The sequence below is a fragment of the Rhodanobacter sp. PCA2 genome (genome assembly GCF_013620825.1).
GTDB lineage: Bacteria > Pseudomonadota > Gammaproteobacteria > Xanthomonadales > Rhodanobacteraceae > Rhodanobacter_A.
This window is the reverse complement of the sequence record NZ_NJIC01000001.1, coordinates 99,856-120,328: the sequence shown is the minus strand read 5'-3', so window position 1 is coordinate 120,328 and position 20,473 is coordinate 99,856. Positions and strand designations below refer to the sequence as shown.

General features: G+C 71.0%; 16 protein-coding genes. 6 read left to right on the top strand and 10 right to left on the bottom strand.

The window, feature by feature from the left end:
- Nucleotides 1–27 precede the first annotated feature (27 nt).
- Nucleotides 28–1,308, bottom strand: coding sequence for a phosphoribosylamine--glycine ligase (gene purD, locus PCA_RS00540; protein ID WP_181300156.1), 1,281 nt, complete (start codon nt 1,306–1,308; stop codon nt 28–30).
- A 159-nt stretch (nt 1,309–1,467) separates the two neighbouring features.
- Between purD and PCA_RS00535 the strand changes: the two genes are divergently transcribed.
- A complete protein-coding gene (locus PCA_RS00535; protein ID WP_181300155.1) occupies nt 1,468–2,625 on the top strand; it encodes a heparan-alpha-glucosaminide N-acetyltransferase domain-containing protein in 1,158 nt (385 codons plus the stop codon).
- 39 nt (nt 2,626–2,664) lie between these two features.
- On the opposite strand, the gene PCA_RS00530 is transcribed toward PCA_RS00535, so the two are convergent.
- From PCA_RS00530 to PCA_RS00510, 5 genes are all read right to left on the bottom strand, one after another.
- Nucleotides 2,665–4,029, bottom strand: a complete 1,365-nt coding sequence (locus tag PCA_RS00530; RefSeq protein WP_181300217.1) for an AMP-binding protein — start codon at nt 4,027–4,029, stop codon at nt 2,665–2,667.
- A 341-nt stretch (nt 4,030–4,370) separates the two neighbouring features.
- Complete coding sequence (locus PCA_RS00525; protein ID WP_181300154.1) at nt 4,371–4,943, bottom strand: Sua5/YciO/YrdC/YwlC family protein; 573 nt, start codon at nt 4,941–4,943, stop codon at nt 4,371–4,373.
- On the bottom strand, nt 4,943–7,432 hold the full coding sequence (locus tag PCA_RS00520; protein WP_181300153.1) for a DNA topoisomerase I: 2,490 nt from the start codon (nt 7,430–7,432) through the stop codon (nt 4,943–4,945). Before PCA_RS00520 ends, PCA_RS00525 begins: the two co-directional genes overlap by 1 nt.
- Nucleotides 7,433–7,568: 136 nt before the next feature.
- Entirely contained in the window at nt 7,569–8,699 is a 1,131-nt protein-coding gene (gene dprA / locus PCA_RS00515) for a DNA-processing protein DprA (protein WP_181300152.1), read from the bottom strand.
- 82 nt (nt 8,700–8,781) lie between these two features.
- Nucleotides 8,782–9,906: a LysM domain-containing protein gene (locus tag PCA_RS00510; RefSeq protein WP_181300151.1), complete on the bottom strand. Its 1,125-nt coding sequence runs from the start codon at nt 9,904–9,906 to the stop codon at nt 8,782–8,784.
- Nucleotides 9,907–10,042: 136 nt separating this feature from the next.
- Between PCA_RS00510 and def the strand changes: the two genes are divergently transcribed.
- From def to PCA_RS00485, 5 genes are all read left to right on the top strand, one after another.
- Nucleotides 10,043–10,552, top strand: a complete 510-nt coding sequence (gene def, locus PCA_RS00505; protein WP_181300150.1) for a peptide deformylase — start codon at nt 10,043–10,045, stop codon at nt 10,550–10,552.
- The gene (gene fmt, locus PCA_RS00500; RefSeq protein WP_255436568.1) at nt 10,549–11,508 is read left to right on the top strand and encodes a methionyl-tRNA formyltransferase; all 960 of its coding nucleotides are present in this window, start codon (nt 10,549–10,551) and stop codon (nt 11,506–11,508) included. Before def ends, fmt begins: the two co-directional genes overlap by 4 nt.
- Before the next feature lie 844 nt (nt 11,509–12,352).
- The gene (gene rsmB / locus PCA_RS00495; protein WP_181300149.1) at nt 12,353–13,648 is read left to right on the top strand and encodes a 16S rRNA (cytosine(967)-C(5))-methyltransferase RsmB; all 1,296 of its coding nucleotides are present in this window, start codon (nt 12,353–12,355) and stop codon (nt 13,646–13,648) included.
- 31 nt (nt 13,649–13,679) lie between these two features.
- Entirely contained in the window at nt 13,680–15,440 is a 1,761-nt protein-coding gene (locus PCA_RS00490; protein ID WP_181300148.1) for a glycosyltransferase family 39 protein, read from the top strand.
- Nucleotides 15,437–16,402, top strand: a complete 966-nt coding sequence (locus tag PCA_RS00485; protein WP_343204381.1) for a glycosyltransferase — start codon at nt 15,437–15,439, stop codon at nt 16,400–16,402. The genes PCA_RS00490 and PCA_RS00485 overlap by 4 nt, the downstream gene beginning before the upstream one ends.
- Here the strand turns inward: PCA_RS00485 and PCA_RS00480 are convergent.
- Genes PCA_RS00480 through PCA_RS00465 form a run of 4 tightly spaced genes read right to left on the bottom strand, consistent with a single transcriptional unit; the run spans nt 16,399 to nt 20,348 of the window.
- Complete coding sequence (locus PCA_RS00480; RefSeq protein WP_181300147.1) at nt 16,399–17,229, bottom strand: glycosyltransferase family 2 protein; 831 nt, start codon at nt 17,227–17,229, stop codon at nt 16,399–16,401. The genes PCA_RS00485 and PCA_RS00480 overlap by 4 nt on opposite strands.
- Nucleotides 17,230–17,236: 7 nt before the next feature.
- Complete coding sequence (locus PCA_RS00475; RefSeq protein ID WP_181300146.1) at nt 17,237–18,151, bottom strand: glycosyltransferase family 2 protein; 915 nt, start codon at nt 18,149–18,151, stop codon at nt 17,237–17,239.
- 1 nt (nt 18,152) lies between these two features.
- The gene (locus PCA_RS00470) at nt 18,153–19,091 is read right to left on the bottom strand and encodes a UDP-glucuronic acid decarboxylase family protein (protein ID WP_181300214.1); all 939 of its coding nucleotides are present in this window, start codon (nt 19,089–19,091) and stop codon (nt 18,153–18,155) included.
- 27 nt (nt 19,092–19,118) lie between these two features.
- Nucleotides 19,119–20,348 (bottom strand): O-antigen ligase family protein, encoded by a 1,230-nt coding sequence (locus PCA_RS00465; RefSeq protein WP_181300145.1) that lies wholly within the window; start codon nt 20,346–20,348, stop codon nt 19,119–19,121.
- Nucleotides 20,349–20,473 lie beyond the last annotated feature (125 nt).

Here is a 20,473-nt window from a genome sequence, read left to right as displayed (position 1 = left end):
AGCGCGTTGCCCACACAGCGACAAGACTCAGCGATGCAGCGCCCGGTGCGCGATGTCGCGCCGGCAGAACGCGCCGTCGAAATGCAGCTTCGCCACCGCGTCGTAGGCATGCGCGCGCGCGGCGGCGATGTCGTTGCCCAGCGCGCACACGGTGAGCACGCGGCCGCCGGCGGTGACTGCGCGGCCTTCCGCGTCCAGCTTGGTGCCGGCGTGGAAGACCTTGGCGTCGGCGCCGAAGTTTGCATCGAGGCCGCCGATCGCGTCGCCGCTCTTCACCTTGCCGGGGTAGCCGGCCGCGGCCATCACCACGGCCAGCGAGGGGCGCGCATCCCACTGTGCGTGGGTGTGGTGCAGCTCGCCGTCCAGCGCGGCCTCGATCAGCTCGACCAGGTCGGACTTCAGGCGCAGCATGATCGGCTGCGTCTCCGGATCGCCGAAGCGCACGTTGAACTCGATCACCTTGGGGTTGCCGCCCTTGTCGATCATCAGGCCCGCGTAGAGGAAGCCGATGAACGGCGCGCCCTCGGCGGCCATGCCGTGCAGGGTGGGTTCGATCACTTCCTTCAGGATGCGCCGCTCCACCTCGGGCGTGACCACCGGCGCGGGCGAATACGCGCCCATGCCGCCGGTGTTGGGGCCGAAGTCGCCGTCGTCGCGGCGCTTGTGGTCCTGGCTGGAAGCCATCGGCAGCGCGTGCTGGCCGTCGCTCATCACGATGTAGCTGGCTTCCTCGCCGTCGAGGAATTCCTCGATCACCACGCGCGCGGAGGCGTCGCCGAAGGCGTGCGCGCCCAGCATGTCGTGCAGCGCCAGCTCCGCGTCGGCCAGCGTCAGCGCCACCACCACGCCCTTGCCGGCGGCGAGGCCGTCGGCCTTGATCACGATGGGCGCACCGTGCTGGCGCACGTAGGCCCGCGCGGGATTCAGCTCGGTGAACACCGCGTAGCGCGCGGTGGGGATGTTGTGGCGTAGCAGGAAATCCTTGGCGAAGGCCTTGGAGCCTTCCAGCTGCGCAGCGATCGCGCGCGGCCCGTAGATGCGCAGGCCGGCGTTGCGGAACTTGTCCACCACGCCCGCCACCAGCGGCACCTCGGGGCCGACCACGGTGAGCTCGACCTTCTCGTTCTTCGCGAGCTTGAGCAGGCCGTCGAGATCGGTCACCGCCACGTCCGCGTTGCGCACGCCGCGCTCGCGCGCGGTGCCCGCGTTGCCCGGCGCCACGATCACCTCGGCCACCCGCGGCGACTGCTTGAGCTTCCACGCCAGCGCGTGCTCGCGCCCGCCGTTGCCGATGACCAGGACTTTCATGCCGATGACTCCGAGGGGCGCCGTGGTGGGGGAATTGGCCGGCTATTGTAGCGGGCGCGCCGGCTGGCCGCGGCCTGGCTGTCCGGCGCGCGCCCGGTGCGGTAGCCTGACGGCATTCCGCCGCCATCGGCGATCCATCACGGAAGGGCCCACGCGCCGATGCAGACGCCGGCAGTCGCACCCCGCCCGACCCAACGCCTCGTCGCGATCGACCTGCTGCGCGGCCTCACCGTCGCGCTGATGATCCTCGCCAACAACAACGGCGGCCCTGCCGCGTTCTGGTTCCTGCAGCATGCGGCGTGGAACGGCTTCACGCCGACCGACCTGGTCTTCCCTACCTTCCTGTTCCTGGTCGGCGTCGCCATTCCGTATTCCACCGACGGCCGGCTGGCGCGCGGCGACGGCCGCGGCACGCTGCTGCGGCACATCGTTTCGCGCAGCGCGATCCTGTTCCTGTTCGGCATCGTGGTGAACAATTTCCCGCTGTTCCACCTCGACACCCTGCGCGTCTACGGCGTGCTGCAACGCATCGCCGCGTGCTATCTGGTGCTCGCCACGGCCTACGTGTGCGGCCTGCGCTGGCGCGGCGCGCTGGCCCTCGTCGCGGGAACGCTGGTCGGCTACTGGCTGCTGATGCGCTTCGTGCCCGTGCCGGGCTACGGCCTGCCGGTGCGCGACGTGCCCCTGCTCGATCCCGTCCGCAATCTCGCGGCCTGGATCGACCGGCAGGTTTTCTCCGCCCCGCACCTGTTCGAGCGGACCCGCGACCCCGAAGGCCTGCTGAGCACCCTGCCCGCGCTGGCCACCACCGCGCTGGGCGTGCTGGCCGGGCTGTGGCTGCGCGGCGCCGCGCCGCTGCACGCCCGCATCCGCGGCCTCGTGTTCGCGGGCGCTGCCTGCGTGCTGCTGGGCGCGCTGTGGAACTTCGGCTTCCCGATCAACAAGCGGCTGTGGACCAGCTCCTTCGTGCTGTTCGCCGGCGGCTGGAGCCTGCTGCTGCTGGCCGCGATGCTCCGATTCACCGATGCGCGCAGCGCCGCCCTCGACGTCGGCAGGCCGCCCATGTGGCAGCGGCCGCTGCTGGTTTTCGGCACCAACACCATCTTCGCCTACATGCTGTCGGAACTGCTCGCGGCGCTGCTGTGGACGATTCCCGCAGGCGGCGGCCTCAGCCTGCAGCAGGCCATCGCGAACGCGTTCGACCGCGGCATTCCGTACCCCACGGCGGCGGCGACCGCGTACTCGCTGGTCTTCCTCGCGGTCTGCTGGCTGCCGACCTGGCTGCTGTGCCGGCGGCGCATCTTCCTCAAGATCTAGCGCGGCACCGGCATACGGCACCGCGGCTACTGGAGCGGGTCAGCCCAGCAACCGCAGCAGCGCGCCGCGCGGCAGCTTGCCGGTCTCGTTGCGCGGCAGCGCATCCACCAGGCGCAGGCGGCGGGGCAGGAACACCGGATCGACGGCGCGGCGCAGCGCATCGATGATGTCGGCTTCGTCGAGCATGGGCGCCACCGCGAGCGCGGCGATGCGGCGCACGCCGGCGGCGTCTTCCTCGTCCAGTTGGAACACCACGCCGTCCTCCACGCCCGGTATCGCCAGCAGGCGGCGGCTGAGGTCGCCCAGCGAGGCGCGCTTGCCGGCGATTTCCAGCAGGTCCGCGTTGCGGCCGCACAGGCGGAAATGACGACCAGCATCGTGCAGGCTCACGATGTCGGCCAGCACCACCGGCTCGTCGAGCTGGGGCGCCTCGATCTGGGTGCCATCGGGTTGCGGGTGCAGGCGCACGTCCTCGTACAGCGCCCAGTCCGCATCCGCGGTGAGGCGGCGGCTGGCGAAGGCGCAGGTTTCGGTGGAGCCGAACACTTCCAGCAGGGGTGCGCCGAAGGCCTGCTCGGCGGCCTGCGCCAGCTCCAGCGGCAGCGGCGCGGTGGCGGAAAGCATCGCCGCCAGCGGCGGCAGCGGCGTGCCGGCGGCGACCAGGGCACGCAGGTGCACCGGCGTGGTCACCAGCACGCGCGGTTCGGGCACCTCGGCCAGCGCCGCGGCCACGTCGGCCGGGAAGAAGGGCCGGCCCGCATGCACGGCGACTTCGCCCAGCAGCGGCAGCAACACGCTCATCTCGATGCCGTAGATATGCTGCGGCGGCACCGTGGCCACCACGTGGAAACGCCCCCCGGCCGCGCCGCCCAGCATCGCCAGCGTGCCGGCGCTGCTGGCGCGCAGGTTGCGCCAGCTCTTGGCATTGGCGCGCGGCGTGCCGGTGGAACCGGAGGTGTAGCCGATCGCCACGACCTGCTCCGCGGGGATCGCCGGCACCGGCATCGGCGCGGCGTGCGGGTCGGCCGCCAGCACGGGCAGCTTGCGGTAGCCGTGCGGCGCGGGCGACAGCGCCTGCTCGCCCAGCGCATAGCTGCCCGGGTGCGCGGCCATCACCTCTTCCACCGCCTGCGGCGCGCGCGAAGGCGGCAGCAGGTTGGCCTGGCCGCGTCGCGCAATGGCGCAGAACGCGACCAGGAAGGCGTAGCGGTCCTCGCACAGGTTCACCGCGGCGGGCGCCTCGGGCAGCAGCGCGGCGACCTGCTCGACGTGGGCGAGGAACTGCGCCGCGCTCACCGCCGTGCCGTGGCGCCAGGCCACGGTGCGCTGCGGATCGCGCGCGGCGAGCAGGGGCAGCAGCTGCCCGGCCTGTTCGTGCTGGAAACTGTCCTGGGCGATGGCCACCGTGGATTGCCGCTCCTGTTCGGCCGCCGTCGTGGCGGCCACTGTTGTCCTGCCGGCCTTTCCCGCCGGCGCCTGTTCACTGCTTGGCCCCCATGCTGATGGCCGCCGCTGAATCGGGGCCAAGCTGCCGCCGCCGTGGTTCATCGCCAGCTAAGGAAGGTCCGATCCATCGACTGCCTGATCGTCATGCCTGCGAACGCGGGAATCCAGTGCCGTTGTGTTCAGTGACTTGCAGGCACTGGATCCCAGCTTTCGCTGGGATGACGAGCGACATCAGACTCTTCTCCCAAGAGTTGCCTGCACAGATCCGTGCAGGCATCCGTAGCCTAGGCGGGCTGCCGTCAAGCCCGAATGATAGTGCCGCTCAGCGCGTCGCGGATCGTGCTGGGGCGATCCTGCGCGCCCAGCGGGGCGTCCAGCAGGCCGTCCAGCGCATCGCCGAAGTAGGCCGCCACGGTGGCCGCGCTGCGCGCAGGCGGCTCGCCGTGGGGGTTCGCGCTGGTGGAGACCAGGGCGCCGCCGAACGCGCGGCACAGCGCGGCAGCGGGCTCGTGCGCGGTGACGCGCAGCGCGATGCCGGCATGCGTGCCGGCCACCCAGCCCGGCACGGCGGCGCTGCGCGGGAAGATCCAGGTGTGCGGGCCGGGCCAGCTTGCGCGCACCTGGGCCAGCGCGTCGTCCGGCACGTTCGCGAAGTCGATGTAGCGCTCGACCTGGGCGAAGTCGGCGGCGATCAGCAGCACGCCTTGCGTGGCCGGGCGCCGCTTGAGCGCGAAGATCTTCCCGAAGGCCGCGCGGTCCTGCGGATCGCAACCGAGGCCGTAGACCGCCTCGGTGGGATAGGCCAGCACGCCGCCTGCATGCAGCAGGTCGGCGGCGGCATCGAGTTCGGCCAGCGGGAAGGTTCGCGGCATCAGGCCGGCGTCTTCTTCGCCGCCGCCTTCTTCGTGGCGGCCTTCCTGGTCGCGGTCTTTTTCGCAGCGGTTTTCTTCGTCGCCGTCTTCTTGGCCGGGGCTTTCTTGGCGGCAGCCTTCTTCGTCGCCGGCGCCTTCTTCTCCGCGGTCTTCTTCGCGGCGCCGGTCTTGCGGCCGAAGCGGCCGCCCTTCTTCACCGGCGCGGCGGCGAGCAGCTCCAGGCACTGCGCCTCGGTGAGCTCCTTCGGCTCGGTGTCCTTGGGTATGCGCGCGTTCTTCTCGCCGTCGGTGATGTACGGCCCGTAGCGGCCGTTGAGCACCTGCACGCCGTTGCCGAAGTCCGCGATCACGCGGTTGGCGAGCATGGTGAGCTTGTCCTCCACCAGCTGCAGCGCGCGCGGCAGTTCGATGGTGTAGGGATCGTCCTCGGGCTTGAGCGAGGCATAGGTGCTGCCCTGCTTCACGAACGGCCCGAAGCGGCCGATGCCCACGCTGACCTCGTCGCCGTTCGGCGCGGCGCCGAGCTGGCGCGGCAGCTTGAAGAGTTCCAGCGCCTCTTCGAGCGTGATGGTGTGCATGCTCTGGCCGGGGCGCAGGCTGGCGAACTGCAGTTTCTCGTCGCTGTCCTTGTCGCCGATGGCGGCGTACGGCCCGAAGCGGCCCAGGCGCACGAACACCGGCTTGCCGCTCTTGGGATCGCTGCCGAGTTCGCGCGCGCCGGTGGCCTCGCTGCGATCCACCGACTCGGTCTTCTCTTCCACCTGCTGCTTGAACGGCTGCCAGAAGCGCTGCATCAGCGGCACCCAGGCTTCCTCGCCGCGGCTCACGGCGTCGAGCTCGTCCTCGAGCTTGGCGGTGAAGTCGTAATCCACGTAGCGGGTGAAGTGCTGGGTGAGGAACTTGCCCACCGCGCGGCCGATGTCGGTGGGCTTGAAGCGGCGGCTGTCCAGCAGCACGTACTGGCGGTTCAGCAGCACCTGGATGATGCTGGCGTAGGTGGACGGGCGGCCGATGCCGTATTCCTCCAGCGCCTTCACCAGCGAGGCTTCGGAATAGCGCGGCGGCGGCTCGGTGAAGTGCTGGTCGGCGGCGATGTCGTGCAGCGGCACCTGCTCGCCCTTTTCCAGCTTCGGCAGGCGGCGGCCTTCGTCGTCGTCGTCCGCGTTCTTCTGGTCGCGGCCTTCCTCGTACACGGCGAGGAAGCCGGGGTCGACCACGGTGGTGCCGGTGGCGCGGAACGCGGCGGGGCCGCCCGCGGCGTGCGGCAGCTCGAAATCCACCGACACGGTGTTGAGCGTGGCGTGGATCATCTGGCAGGCCACGGTGCGCTTCCAGATCAGCTCGTACAGCTTGCGCTGCTCGTCGTTGAGGTAGGCGGACACCTCGCGCGGCGTGCGCATGGCCGAGGTGGGACGGATCGCCTCGTGCGCCTCCTGCGCGTTCTTGCTCTTGGCCTTGTAGAACTGCGGCGCGTCGGGCAGCGCCTTGTGGCCGTAGTCGCGCGCGATCAGCGCGCGCAGCTCGACCAGCGCGTCGTCGGCCAGCGCCACCGAGTCGGTACGCATGTAGCTGATCAGGCCGACGTTGCCTTCGCTGCCCAGGCTCACGCCTTCGTACAAACCCTGCGCCACCTTCATCGTGCGGCTGGTGGTGAAGCCGAGCTTGCGCGCGGCCTCCTGCTGCAGGGTGGAGGTGGTGAACGGCGGCGCGGGGCGGCGCTTGCGCTCCTTGCTGCCCACCTCGCTCACGCTGAGGCGGCCGTGCGCGGCCTCCTTCAGCGCGGCGCGCGCGGCCATCGCGTCGGCCTCGTTGGTGAGGTCGAACTGCTCGAACTTCTTGCCGTGGAGCTTGGTGAGCCTGGCGCTGAATTCGCCGTCGGCGTGGCGCAGCTGCGCTTCCACCGTCCAGTATTCGCGCGCCTTGAACGCCTCGATCTCCTCCTCGCGCTCCACGATCATGCGCAGCGCCGGCGACTGCACGCGGCCGGCGGACAAGCCGCGCTGCACCTTGCGCCACAGCACCGGCGAGAGGTTGAAGCCGACGAGGTAGTCCAGCGCGCGGCGCGCCTGCTGCGCGTCCACCAGATCGTGCGAGAGCTGGCGCGGCGCGGCCACTGCGGCCTTGATCGCCTTCGGCGTGATCTCGGAGAACACCACGCGATGCAGCTGCTTGCCGTCGGTGAGGCCGCGGTCCTTGAGGATCTCGCTGATGTGCCAGCTGATCGCCTCGCCTTCGCGATCCAAGTCGGTGGCGAGGTAGATGTCGTCGGCGAGCTTGGCGGCCTTGGCGATCGCGTCGACGTGTTTCTCGTTGCGCTCGATCACCTCGTACTTCATGGCGAAGCCGTGGTCGGGATCGACCGCGCCCTCCTTGGGACGCAGGTCGCGCACGTGGCCATAGGAAGCGAGGACCTGGAAGTCCTTGCCGAGGTATTTGTTGATCGTCTTGGCCTTGGCGGGCGACTCGACGATGAGCAGGTTCTTGGCCATGAATCTCTGGGGGCAGGCGTGAGGATTTCATGCCGCAGTGCGGCATGCCTATATACTAGTCAGACCACGCCGGCTGGCGGACTGTCAAGCCGTGAGGCATGAAACCGCGCTGCAGTGCGGGTTTCGGCAGGCCGGCCTACCCCGGCAAACGCTGGTAGCGGTTGCCCGGCAGGCCCGCCACCCGCCCTTCCAGTTCCAGCATCAGCAGCATCGAGGACAGCGCCGCGGCGGCCAGCCCGCTGCGTCGCACCAGCTCGTCCAGCGTGGCCGGATCGTGGCCCAGGGCGTCGAGCAGGCGCCGATAGTCCGGGTCGTCGTGCCCGCCCCCGCCAGTGGCCGACGCCGGGGTTTCGGACCGGGCCAGCCGCTCGGCCAGTTCCACGCCCAGCGCCCGGGCCGCCGGGGCCAGCGCTTCCGCCACTTCGGCCGACTCCTCCACCAGCCGGGCGCCGTCGCGGATCAGCCGGTGGCAGCCGCGCGCCAGCGGGTTGGCGATGGAACCGGGCAGCGCGAACACCTCGCGGCCCTGCTCGCCGGCCAGCCGCGCGGTGATCAGCGAGCCGGACTGCAGCCCCGCCTCCACCACCACGGTGCCCAGCGCCAGCCCCGCGATGATGCGGTTGCGGCGCGGGAAGTGGTCGGGGCGCGCCGCCGTGCCGGGCGGGAACTCGCTGACCAGCGCGCCCTGCATCGCGATGCGCTGCGCCAGCGCGTGGTGCTTGCGTGGATAGACCCGGTCGGGCCCGGTGCCGACCACGGCGACGGTGACCGCGCCCGCATCCAGCGCGGCCTCGTGGGCGGCGCCGTCGATGCCGTCGGCCATGCCGCTGGTGACCGTGTAGCCGGCCAGGGCCAGCGCACGGGCGAAGCGGCGGGCATGTTCCAGCCCGGCGGGGCTGGCGCTGCGCGCGCCGACGATGGCGACCTGGGGATGCAGCAGCAGGCCGGCGTCGCCGCTCACGAACAGCGCGGCGGGCGGCTGCGGGATGGTCTCCAGCAGGGGCGGGAAATCCGCCTCCGTGCAGCGCAGCAGGCGATGACCGGGCTCGGCCAGCCACGCGAAGTCGGCGGCGAGCCGCGTCTCGTCGGGCGCGTCCAGCCAGGCAGCGGCGCCTTCGTCCAGCGCGGCGGCCTTCCGACGCAACTGGGCCAGTGCGGCGTCGATGCGGCCGCCGGCTGCGGCCAGCGCTTCGCGCAGGCCACCCGGCCCCAGCCCCGGCGTGCGCAGGGCGACCAGCCAGGCGCGCAATTCGTCCCTTTCGTCCATGCCGGCAGTGTACGCAGTCGCCCCCAACGAAAACGGCGCGGGGTGAGCCGCGCCGTCGTGTCGGAAGAAACCTGTGCCGGGCTTATTCGGGCAGCCTCAGCCGGTCGCCCATCTTCACCGGGCGCAGGCCGTCCATCACCAGGCCGTAGCTGACGTGGTCGAAGGTGCGGAACACCATCACGTGGCCGATGTATTCGTCCGGCAGGGTGACCCGCTTGCCCACGCCGCGGGACCAGCTGTTGCTGGCGACGTCGTCGTGGATGTTCTCGCCGGGCTGCCAGATCGCGAAGGTGGCGCCGTTGTCCACGCCGTCCTTGCTGCCCACCGACAGCGCCACCACCTGGTGCGGGCCCACCGCGTCCATCGCGTCGGTGAACGCGATCACGCGGCCGTCCTTCGGCAGGTTCTGCGGCGCGTGCGGGTAGTAGTACGGATCGTACGGCGCGTCGTCCACCGGCATGATGCGGTCGCCGCTGCGGATCTCCTGGGTGGATTCCAGCACCAGCAGGGTGGACGGATCGCCGGTGCGCAGCGTCTCGGCGGTGCCGATCACCTTCACCTCGACGCCCATGTCGCTGCCGCGGCGGAACGGGTTGGCGCCCTGGCCGCGGTCTTCCTGCCACGGCGAACGCACCATCGCCGCGTTCGCGTACAGCTCGTTGCCGAACACCGAGGTGCCGCCGGCGCCGTCGTCGAAGCCGCGGAACACGTGCTCGGGCCGCACGATCGCCCAGCGCTGGCCGGGCTGGCTGTCCAGGCCACGCACGTAGATGTTCTGGCCCGAGGTGACGCGCAGCTGGTCCTCTTCCACGCCCACCACGTAGGGCGCCTTGCTGACCGCGCCGGAATCCATCACGCGCAGGTCCTTGAGGAAGGTCTTCAGCGCGTCCAGCGGAATCGCCGGCACCGCCTCGCCCTCGCGATGCAGGGCCGGCTGCAGCTTCAGCGACGGGCCGTTGATGAAGGACAGGTTGAGCACGTCGCCCGGGTAGATCAGGTGCGGATTGCGCACCTGGGGATTGGCCTGCCAGATCTCCGGCCACAGCCACGGCTTGGCCAGGAATTTCGCCGAGATTCCCCACAGCGTGTCGCCGCGGCGCACGGTGTACGAATCGGGATGGTTGCCGCGCAACTGCGCGGCGCCGGCGGCGCATACCGCCGCGGCAACCATGGTGCCGGCCAGCACCGTGAACGCTTTCTTGAGCATTGGTGGGAATCCCCCTCCCCGGAGTGAAAGCGAGTGTAACCGAAGCATTAAGCGGCGCAATCGGCACCGGGTCGCAGATTCCACGGCGCTCGCCGCGCTGAACAGCCCCCCGGAGCGGCGTACTACAATGGCGGCCATGTCCACGCTTGCCATCCTCGAATTCCCCGATCCCCGACTGCGCACCAGGGCCGCGCCGGTCACCGTGTTCGACGCCGCGCTGAAGCAGTTCGTCGCCGACATGTTCGAGACCATGTACGCCGCCAACGGCGTGGGCCTGGCCGCCACCCAGGTCGACGTGCACCGGCAGGTGCTGGTGATCGACATGAGCGAGGGGCGCAACCAGCCGCTGGTGCTGATCAACGCCGGGATCGTGGAGAAGGACGGCGCCCAGGTGTACCAGGAGGGCTGCCTCTCCTTCCCCGGCCTCTACGCCGATGTCACCCGCGCGCTGAAGGTGAAGGTGAAGGCGCAGGACACCGACGGCAGGGAATTCCTCTACGAGGCCGAGGGCCCGCTGGCGGTGGCCGTGCAGCACGAGATGGACCACCTCGCCGGCAAGGTGTTCGTGGACTACCTCTCGCCGCTGAAGCGCTCGATGCTGCTGAAGCGCCTGGAAAAGCAGCGCAAGCAGGCGGCCAGCGCTTGAGCCGGCCGCTGCGGCTGGTCTTCGCCGGCACCCCGGAATTCTCCGTTCCCTGCCTCGAGGCCTGCCGCGCCAGCGGCGCCGAGGTGGTCGCCGTCTACACCCAGCCCGACCGCCCCGCCGGCCGCGGCCGCAAGCTCGCGCCCAGCCCGGTGAAGCAGGCCGCGCTCGCCGCCGGCATCGCGGTCGAGCAGCCGGAAACCCTGAAGGACGCCGCGGTGCAGGCCGCGCTCGCCGCCCACGCGCCCGACCTGATGGTGGTGGTGGCCTACGGCCTGATCCTGCCGCGCAAGGTGCTGGCGCTGCCGCGCCTGGGCTGCTGGAACGTGCACGCCAGCCTGCTGCCGCGCTGGCGCGGCGCCGCGCCGATCCAGCGCGCCATCCTCGCTGGCGACGCCGAGACCGGCGTCGACCTCATGCAGATGGAGGCCGGCCTGGACACCGGCCCGGTGCTGCTGGAAAAACGCACCGCGATCAGCCCCGACGACACCGGCGGCACCCTGCACGACCGCCTCGCCACGCTGGGCGCCGCCGCGCTGGCCGAAGGCCTCGCCCGCGTGCTCGCGGGCGAGACGCTGGCCGCCACGTCGCAGCCCGCCGAAGGCGTCACCTACGCGCACAAGCTGGACAAGGCCGAAGGCCGCCTGGACTTCAACCGCCACGCGATCGAGCTGGAACGCCAGGTACGCGCCTTCGACCCGTGGCCCGGCAGCGACGCCGTGATCGCCGGCGAACCGCTGCGCATCTGGGCGGCGCGCGCACTGGACCACACTCACGAAACGGCGCCCGGAAGCCTGTTGGGCGCGGGGCGCGAGGGCATCGACATCGCCTGCGGGAAGGGAACGCTGCGAATCACCGCCGTGCAGCGGGCGGGCGGCAAGCGCATCGGTGCCGCCGATTACCTCAACGCGCGGCCGGAGTTGCGCTCCCTCTCCTCTCTGGGGAGAGGGTTGGGGTGAGAGGCGGGTATCCGCGATGGGCCCTTTTTCGCCACGCCCCTACTGGAAAAGCAGTTTCGAGCGCCTCTTGGGCGCCCGAGTTACTTTTCTCTGGGTGGCCAGAGAAAAGTAACCAAAAGAGAGGCCACCCCGATGGCGCGCCCTCCAGGCATCCTGCCTTCCGGGTGCGCGGGCGGGTTACGGGGTTTTTCGACAGCACATCCTGTGCTGGCGAAAAACTGGCCGGCATCCCTGCCGGCCATCCTGCGGACTTTCCTTCACCCGCCCGCCGCGCCATAGGGGCCCCGGTAAAGCAGCGCGCTCCCGGCGCGCAGAAGCCACAGCAGGGCACGGCCAAAGCACAGCCAGAGCCAAGGATGGCCAGATCAATCGACTGCCTGCTCGTCATTCCTGCGAAAGCAGGAATCCAGTGCCGTTGTGTTTCGTGACTTACAGGCACTGGATCCCAGCTTTCGCTGGGATGACGAGCAAAATCAAAAGCGAAGCGCCGCATACTCGCAGCGCTTCGCTTTTGCATTTGCTGTTGCTTCTGGCGCGCACGATGCGCGCCTGCTTTTCCGGGGCCCCTGGGCGGCGGTGAGGTGGGGACGATCAGGCCGCGCAGCGGGCGAGGCCATGGAGGGCCTCGCCCGCTGCGCGGGCAGGATGCCCGCTCGAAAAGCCCGGCCACGCCTCACGTACTTTCCGTCCATGGATGGACGGAAAGCGCCAACCGGGGTGCCCTTTTCTCTTGGCTACTTCTCTTTTGGGCACGCAAAAGAGAAGTAGCTCGGCCATCGTCAGATGGACGAAACTGCTCTGGATGAATGCCAGCGCCAAATCAGCAACCAGCCAAACCACAACCATGACCAACCCGCGCGCCGAAGCCGCCCAAGCCCTCGCCAACATCGCCCTCCAGGGCGCCTCCCTGCGCGAGGCAATGGAACGCCACGCCCCCAGAATCCCCGACCCCCGCGACCGCGCCCTGCTGATGGCGCTGGTCAGCGACGGCGCGCGCTGGTGGCCGCGTTTCGACGCGGCGCTGGACCGCCTGCTGGAGCGCCCGCTGCGCCGGAAGGAACCGGCGGTGCACGCGCTGCTGGTGCTGGGCCTGGTGCAGCTGGAAGTGCTGGAACTGGCCGATTACGCGGCGGTGGCAGCCACGGTGGAAGCCGTGCGTGCGCTGAAGCGGCCACAGCTCGCCGGCCTGGTGAACGCCGTGCTGCGCCGCTGGCAGCGCGAGCGCGCCACGCATCTCGCCGCGCTCGACGCGCAGCCGGAAACCCGCCACGCGCACCCGCGCTGGCTGGCCGCGGCCATCGCCCGCGACTGGCCGGCGCAGGCCGAAGACGTGATGGCGGCGGACAACCGCGAGCCGCCGCTGATGCTGCGCGCAAACCGTCGCCGCACCACCCGCGACGCGCTGATCGAACGCCTGCGCACGGACGGCCAGTCGGCCGAGCCGCATGCCTGGCTGGCCGATGCCATCGCGCTGCCGCACAGCACCGACGTGACCCGCCTGCCCGGCTTCGCGGAAGGCCTGTTCGCGGTACAGGACGGCGCCGCGCAGATCGCCGCCGACCTCGCCGACGCCCGCGACGGCCAGCGTGTGCTGGACGCCTGCGCCGCGCCCGGCGGCAAGGCCTGCCACCTGCTGGAACGCGCCGATGTGACGCTGACGGCGCTGGAGTTCGAGCCGAGACGCACGGGGCGCATCCGCGAGAACCTGGCCCGGCTGCACCTGCAGGCCGACGTGCGCACGGGCGATGCCGGCGATCCCTCGTCGTGGTGGGATGGCCAGCCGTTCGACCGCATCCTGATCGACGCGCCCTGCTCGGCCACCGGCGTGCTGCGCCGCCGCCCGGACGTGCGCCTGCACCGGCGCGCCGACGACATCCCCGCACTGGCGGCCCAGCAGCAGCGCATCCTCGCCGCGCTGTGGCCGCTGCTGGCGCCGGGCGGACGGCTGCTCTACATCACCTGCTCGCTGCTGCGCGCGGAGAACGAGGCCGTGGTGGCGCCCTTCCTCGCCGCCCACGCCGATGCGCACGCCGTGCCGTTCACGCTGCCCGCGGGCCAGGCCGCCGCGGTCGGCTGGCAGATCCTGCCCGGCGATGGCGACCTCGACGGCATGTACTATGCGGTGCTCGAAAAGCGCTGATCCCCGCGCGGCGCGTGTGCAGGAACGTTCCATGTCCGCTCTCCCCAAGGCCAGCCCCGAGGAACGCCGCCGCTTCTGGCTGCTGCTGCTGATCGCGCTGCTGATCCTGGGCGCCGGTATCGGCCTGCGCGATCCCTGGCCCTCCGACGAGCCGCGCTTCACGCTGGCCGCGAAGCAGATGGTGGAGAGCGGCGACTGGCTGTTCCCCCATCGCGGCAGCGAGTTGTACGCGGACAAGCCGCCGATGCTGATGTGGTCGGAGGCGGCCAGCTTCGAGCTGGTGCGCTGGTGGCGCCTCGCCTTCATGCTGCCCTCGCTGCTGGCCGGGCTGGGCACCCTGCTGCTGGTCTACGACCTCGGCCGCCGGCTGTGGAACCGCCGCGCCGGCCTGTACGCCGCGGGCGGCCTGCTGCTGGCGTTCCAGTTCGTCTACCAGAGCCAGCGCGCGCAGATCGATCCGCTGGTGGTGTTCTTCATCACCGCGGCGAACTGGGGCCTGCTGCGGCACCTGCTGGCGCCGCCCAATCCTGACGGAACGAGCACGACGCACTGGCCGCTGTACTGGCTGGGCTGTTTCTGCGCGGGGCTGGGCGTGATCACCAAGGGCGTGGGCTTCCTCGCGCTGCTGATGCTGGTGCCGTATGCCTGGGCCGCGTGGCGGGGCTGGGACGGCGTGGTGCGGCCGGGCCGCGGCGCGTGGTGGCGCTGGCTGCTGGGACTGGCGGCGGCGCTGGCGGCGATCGCGCTGTGGCTGGTGCCGATGCTGCTCACGGCGCAGGCGCGCGACGGCAATCCCGCGTATGCGGCCTACGTCAACGACATCCTGTTCCACCAGACCGCGAAGCGTTACGCGAACGCGTGGCACCACCTGCATCCGTGGTGGTACTACATCCCCATCCTGCTGTTCAGCTGGCTGCCGCTGTCCCTGCTCTACCCCGGCTGCCTGCCGCGCTGGTGGCAGCGGATCAAGGCGCGCGACGCGCGCGTGCTGCTGCCGCTGGGCTGGGTGGTGCTGGTGCTGCTGTTCTTCAGCGCCTCGGCGGGCAAGCGCGACGTCTACATCCTGCCCGCGCTGCCGATGCTGGCGCTGGCCTGCGCGCCGTTCGTGGACGAACTGCTGCCGAAACGCTGGCTGCGCGTGGCCGGCCTCGCGTTCATCGCCGTGCTGGGCGCGGCGATGCTGGGGCTGGGCGGCTACGCGCTGTGGTCGCACGCGCCGAAGGTGGCGCAGTTCGCCGCCGAGCGCGACCTCGCCCACGGCGGCGCGGCGCTGTGGTGGATGTGCGTGCTGCTGGGCGCGGTGCAGCTGCTGCTGGTCGCCACGCTGCGCGTGCGCCGCGCGGGGTGGGCGGTGTGCGGAGGGATGGCCGCGCTGTGGCTGGCCTGGGGTTTCTGGGCGGTGCCGCTGCTCAATCCCTCCAGTTCCTCGTCCGCGCTGATGGCCGACGTGCGCGGCCATCTGGCGCCCGGCGACCAGTTGGGCCTGGTGGCGTGGACCGAGCAGAACCTGCTGATGCTCGATCGCCCCGCCACCGACTTCGGCTTCAAGCAGCCGTTCCATACGCAGTTCGCCCGCGCGGTGCAGTGGCAGGCGCAATCACCTGCCACGCGCTGGCTGTTCGTGCAGCAGGCGGCGATGGGCGATTGCGTGGATCGCGGCAAGGCGATTTCCCTGGGACACGCGAACCAGCGCGAGTGGTGGATGTTCAAGGCCGACGCGCTGGTGCCGGGCTGCCTGCCGGACGCCAAGGTGGACGAATTGCCGGACGGCGATCCGGGCGCGGAACCGTGACGGCAGCGCCGCGCATCCAGTTGCTGGCGCGCGACAACGGCGCGGGCCTGAGCCGCGACATGGCCCTGCTCGCGGCGGCGCTGGGCGAGGCGTGCGCTTCGGTGCGCACGCGCGGGCTGCCGCATCGCGGCCGCTGGGCCGAATGGATGACCCGCGTGCAGTTGACGGGCCGCCCGCCGGCGTTCGACCTCAACCTCATGCTGGAGCGGGTGCGCCCCGAGTTTGCCCGCGCCGCGCGCCGCAACGTGCTGGTGCCCAACCCCGAGTATTTCCGCGTGCAGGACCGCGCCGCGCTGGGCTGCATCGACACGGTGTGGGTGAAGACCCGCCATGCCGAACGCCTGTTCGCGGCGCTGGGCGTGGCCACGCGCTACATCGGCTTCGCCAGCCCCGACCGCCTCGACGCCGCGGTGCCGCGCCGGCACGCGTTCTTCCATGGCCCCGGGCGCAGCAACAACAAGGGCACCGCGGCGCTGCTGGCGCTGTGGGCCGAACATCCGGAGTGGCCCCTGCTCACGGTGGCGTGGCGGCGCAAGCGGGTGGAACTGGAAGCGCTGCCGCCCAACGTGCGGCTGATCCGCGAGCACCTGGACGACGCGGCGTACCGCCGCCTGCAGAACGAGCACCGCTTCCACCTGTGCCCGTCGCAGACGGAGGGCTACGGCCACTACCTGGTCGAGGCGATGAGCTGCGGCGCGGTGGTGGCGACGCTGGACGCGGAGCCGATGCACGAACTGGTGAGCGCCGAACGCGGCGTGCTGGTGCCGGCGCAGGCCGCCGGCACCCAGGACCTGGCCACGCTGTACGGCTTCCGCGCCGAAGACATGGCCCGCGCCATCGAACGCTGCGCGGCGATGCCGGAAGCCGAGGCCGCCGCGCTGGGCACGGCGGCGCGGGCGTGGTTCGAGGCCGAGCGCGCCGCGTTCCCGCGGCGGCTGCGCGAGGCGCTGGACGCCGCCTAGCGGTCCGCGAATTCCGCGAGGTGGCCGTCGATGCCGCGCTCGCAGCGCACGATCCCTTCGTTGCGCGTGGCGTGGAACAGGCGGTTGTTCGGCAGGCTGAGGTCGTCCACGTCGGGCTGCGCGCGCGAGTCGTGCCACAGGTGCACGGCCAGCGCCGCCCACTTCAGCGCGCGGCGGCGCAGGTCGGCGTTCTCCAGCCGCGCGACCAGTTCGCGGTCCTCGGCGCCGTAGCCTTCCATGCGCTCGTCGAAGCCGTTCACGCGCAGCAGGTCGTCGCGCCAGAAGCTCATGTTGCAGCTCATCACGCGGCCGCCGTTGCGCGAGCGCGCCTTCCAGCGCGCGAGCTGGGGCTGGCGGAACGCGTAGAGGCGTTTGCTGCCGTCGAACTCGTGGAAGTCGGCGCGCGACCACGGCGCGAACACCGGGCGCGCGCCGGCCAGCAGCCTCGCGCTTTCCTCGCGCGTGGCCTTGATCCGGCCGCCCTGCAGGAAGTAGCCGCGCTCCGCCAGCATCAGGTGGTCGGCGACGAAGCGCGGGTGCAGCAGCATGTCGCCGTCCAGCAGGATCACGTAGTCGCCGCGGCTGGCGGCGATGCCGCGGTTGCGCGCACGCGCCGCACGGAAGCCGCGGTCCTCCTGCCAGACATGGCGCAGCGGCACCGGATAGCCGCGCGCCATGCGTGCGACCAGCGTGCGCGTGGCGTCGCCGGAGCCGTCGTCGGCCACGATCACCTCGTCCGGCAGCCGCGCCTGCGCGGCGAGGCTGGCCAGCAGGAGTTCCAGCGCCTCGGGCCAGTTGTAGGTGATCGCGACGACGCTGGTCTTCATGGCGCGGTCAACGCCCGCGCAGGCCGCGGCGCAGGATGGACAGGGCGCGCTCGGCCCGCTTCCACCACGGCGACGGGCCGCGCATGGCGATGCCGGCGTAGCGGCGCGCCTCGGCCCAGTCGGGGCGTTCGCGCGTCTTGAACTCGGCGCGCGCGAGGTCGAGCGCATGCGCATCGAGGTGCATGCGCTGCGCATAGAAGTTGATCAGGCAGCGCGAGCGGAACTGCGCGGGAAACTCGCGCATGCGCGCCTGCTCGTGCCACCAGCCGTTGCGCCCGTGGATGCGGTAATCCACGTTGCCGGTGGGCAGGTAGTACTTGCGCGCACCCAGCACGCTGGCGCCGAACACCAGGCAGTTGTCCGCGCTGATGCGCCAGTTCGCGACGAAATCCGGCGGCAGGTCCAGCACGCGTTCGGCCAGCGTCCGCCGCAGCGCCAGCGCCGAGGTGGGCGCGCCGTACCAGCGCGCGTGCACCCAGGTGCCGAGCACGGTATGGCCGAGGTCCGTGGCCTGCTCCGCATACCCCTGCATGCCCGACTCGTTGCCCACCAGGCGCACGTCGGAGAACACGAAGTCGATGTCCCTGCGCGCGGCGAACACCTCGGCGAGCTGGCGCAGGTAGTCCGCGCCCCAGCGGTCGTCGGCGTCGAGGAAGCACACCACCTCGCCGCCCACGGCGGCGAGGCCGCGCCGGAACGCGGCAAGCTGGCCGCCGTTCTCGCCGCACAGCAGCCGCACCCGCGGTTCGCCGGCGTAGCGTTCGCGCAGGTAGTCGGGCGAGCCGTCGGTGGAGCCGTCGTCCACCACGATCACTTCCAGCGGCGCATGGGTCTGCGCCAGCGCGCCGTCCACCGCCTCGGCCACGAAGTCGCGGTAGTTGTAGTTGGTGACGACGACGGAAATCGCGGGCGCGGCGGCCACCTCAGGCCTCCAGCGTGCGGCGGAAGTAGGCGATGGTCTCCCGGAGGCCGTCTTCCAGGCCCACCTTCGGCCGCCAGCCGAGTTTCTCCTGCGCCAGCGCGATGTCGGGCTGGCGCTGGCGCGGATCGTCGGCGGGCAGCGGGCGGAACACCAGCTTCGAGCGGCCGCCGACCAGCGCCAGCACCTTCTCCGCCAGCGCCAGCATGGTGAATTCGCCGGGATTGCCGATGTTCACCGGGCCGGTGAACCCGCGCGGCGATTCCATCATCAGCACGAACGCCTCGATCAGGTCGTCCACGTAGCAGAAGCTGCGCGTCTGGCTGCCGTCGCCGTAGATGGTGATGTCCTCGCCTTTCAGCGCCTGCACGATGAAATTGCTCACCACGCGGCCGTCGTTGGGGTGCATGCGCGGGCCGTAGGTGTTGAAGATGCGCACCACCTTGATGTCCAGTTCGTGCTGGCGGTGGTAGTCGAAGAACAGCGTCTCGGCGCAGCGCTTGCCCTCGTCGTAGCAGGAGCGGAAACCGATCGGATTGACGCGGCCCCAGTACTCCTCGCGCTGCGGATGCACTTCCGGGTCGCCGTACACCTCGCTGGTGGACGCCTGCAGGATGCGCGCCTTTACCCGCTTGGCCAGCCCCAGCATGTTGATCGCGCCGTGCACCGAGGTCTTGGTGGTCTGCACCGGATCGTGCTGGTAGTGCACCGGCGAGGCCGGGCAGGCCAGGTTGAAGATGCGCTCCACCTCCACGTACAGCGGAAACGTGACGTCGTGGCGCAGCAGCTCGAAATACGGGTGGTCCAGCAGGTGCGCCACGTTGCGCTTGCTGCCGGTGAAGAAGTTGTCGGCGCACAGCACGTCGTGGCCGTCGGCCAGCAGGCGGTCGCACAGATGCGAACCGAGGAAGCCGGCACCGCCGGTCACCAGTACCTTGCGCATCATGTTTCGTCCCGGAACGCGAGGCGGCTAGTGTAAGCGAGACGCGGCCGCGGCACGGCGGCGCGCATCGAGTTCCAGCCACAGCGCCAGCGCCAGCGGCAGCCACACCAGCAGCCAGCCGGGGCGCGGGCTGTCCAGCAGCTGCGGCATGTCGAACTGCAGCACCACGCTGGCGTACAGCCACAGCGCCAGCACCAGCCGACCGCCCAGCCGCTGTCGATGGCGCCAGCCCAGCCATACCGTCATCAGCCACAGCGCGAGCAGCAGCAGCAGGCCCGGCAGCCCCAGTTCTATCGTGGTCTGGGTCCACATGTTGTGGCTGTGCGTGTAGGCCGTGCCCGCCACGTCCAGCGTGAACGGCGCGCCCTGGCCCAGGCCGGTCCACGGGTGCCGGGCGATGAGATGCAGGGACTGCTCGAGCAGTTCCGGCCGCAGCGAGGTGCCACGTTCCACCAGCGCCGGCCAGGGCCGGATGCAGCACACCAGCACCACCACGATCGCCACGCCGGCCAGCCAGCGTGCCCCGTGCGCCCGGTGCCACAACGGGGCGAACACCGCGCACGCCACCAGGGCCAGCCATACGCTGCGCGACTCGGTCAGCGCGATGAACACCAGCAACACCGGCACCGCCAGCCAGCGCAGCGCCGAGAGACGCCGGTCCGGCACGGGCAGCAGGCTGAGCCAGAGGCAGGCCGCGCCCATCGTCGCCGCCGCGTAGTTCGCGGTGGCGATCACGCCCTCGCCCACGATGCGTCCGTCGGCCGGCGGCTGCCACAGGTACTGCAGGCAGTAGAACCCCGCGAACAGCGCGATGCCGAGGCCGCCCGCCAGCAGCAGGCGGCTGCCCCGCCGCTCGTCGTCGCCCAGCCACAGCGGCCATGCCAGCACGAAGGCCAGCACGCTCAGCAGGCGGCTCAGCTCGTCGCCGGGATGTCGCGAATGCGCCCACGCCAGCGACAGCGCCGCCCAGGCAAGCAGCAACAGGAACATCCGGAACGCCGGCAGCGGCAGCAGCGCCTTCCAGGTGGCTGCCCGCGGCGTCAGCGCGAGGCACCAGGCGGGCAGGTAAAGCAGCGCGATCAGGCTGCCCTGGTACAGCTTGCCCGGGTTGAACGACACGCCCGAAGGCATCGCCACCAGGCCCAGCATCATCCAGACCAGACCCGTGCCCAGCACCCCCTGCCAGAACCCGCGGCGCAGCAGGAACGGCGGCCGCGCCGCAACCGCATCGGCCAGCGGCGACGCGGCGGCGGACATACTCTCGATCCGTGGGAGATTGTGCTTTTCGTGACCCATGAAACCTTCGACGTGCGGCCGGCAAGCACCGCGCCTTCCCTTGTCCGGCCCGCAGCATAGTCAATGCGCCGGAGCCACAGGGTGAA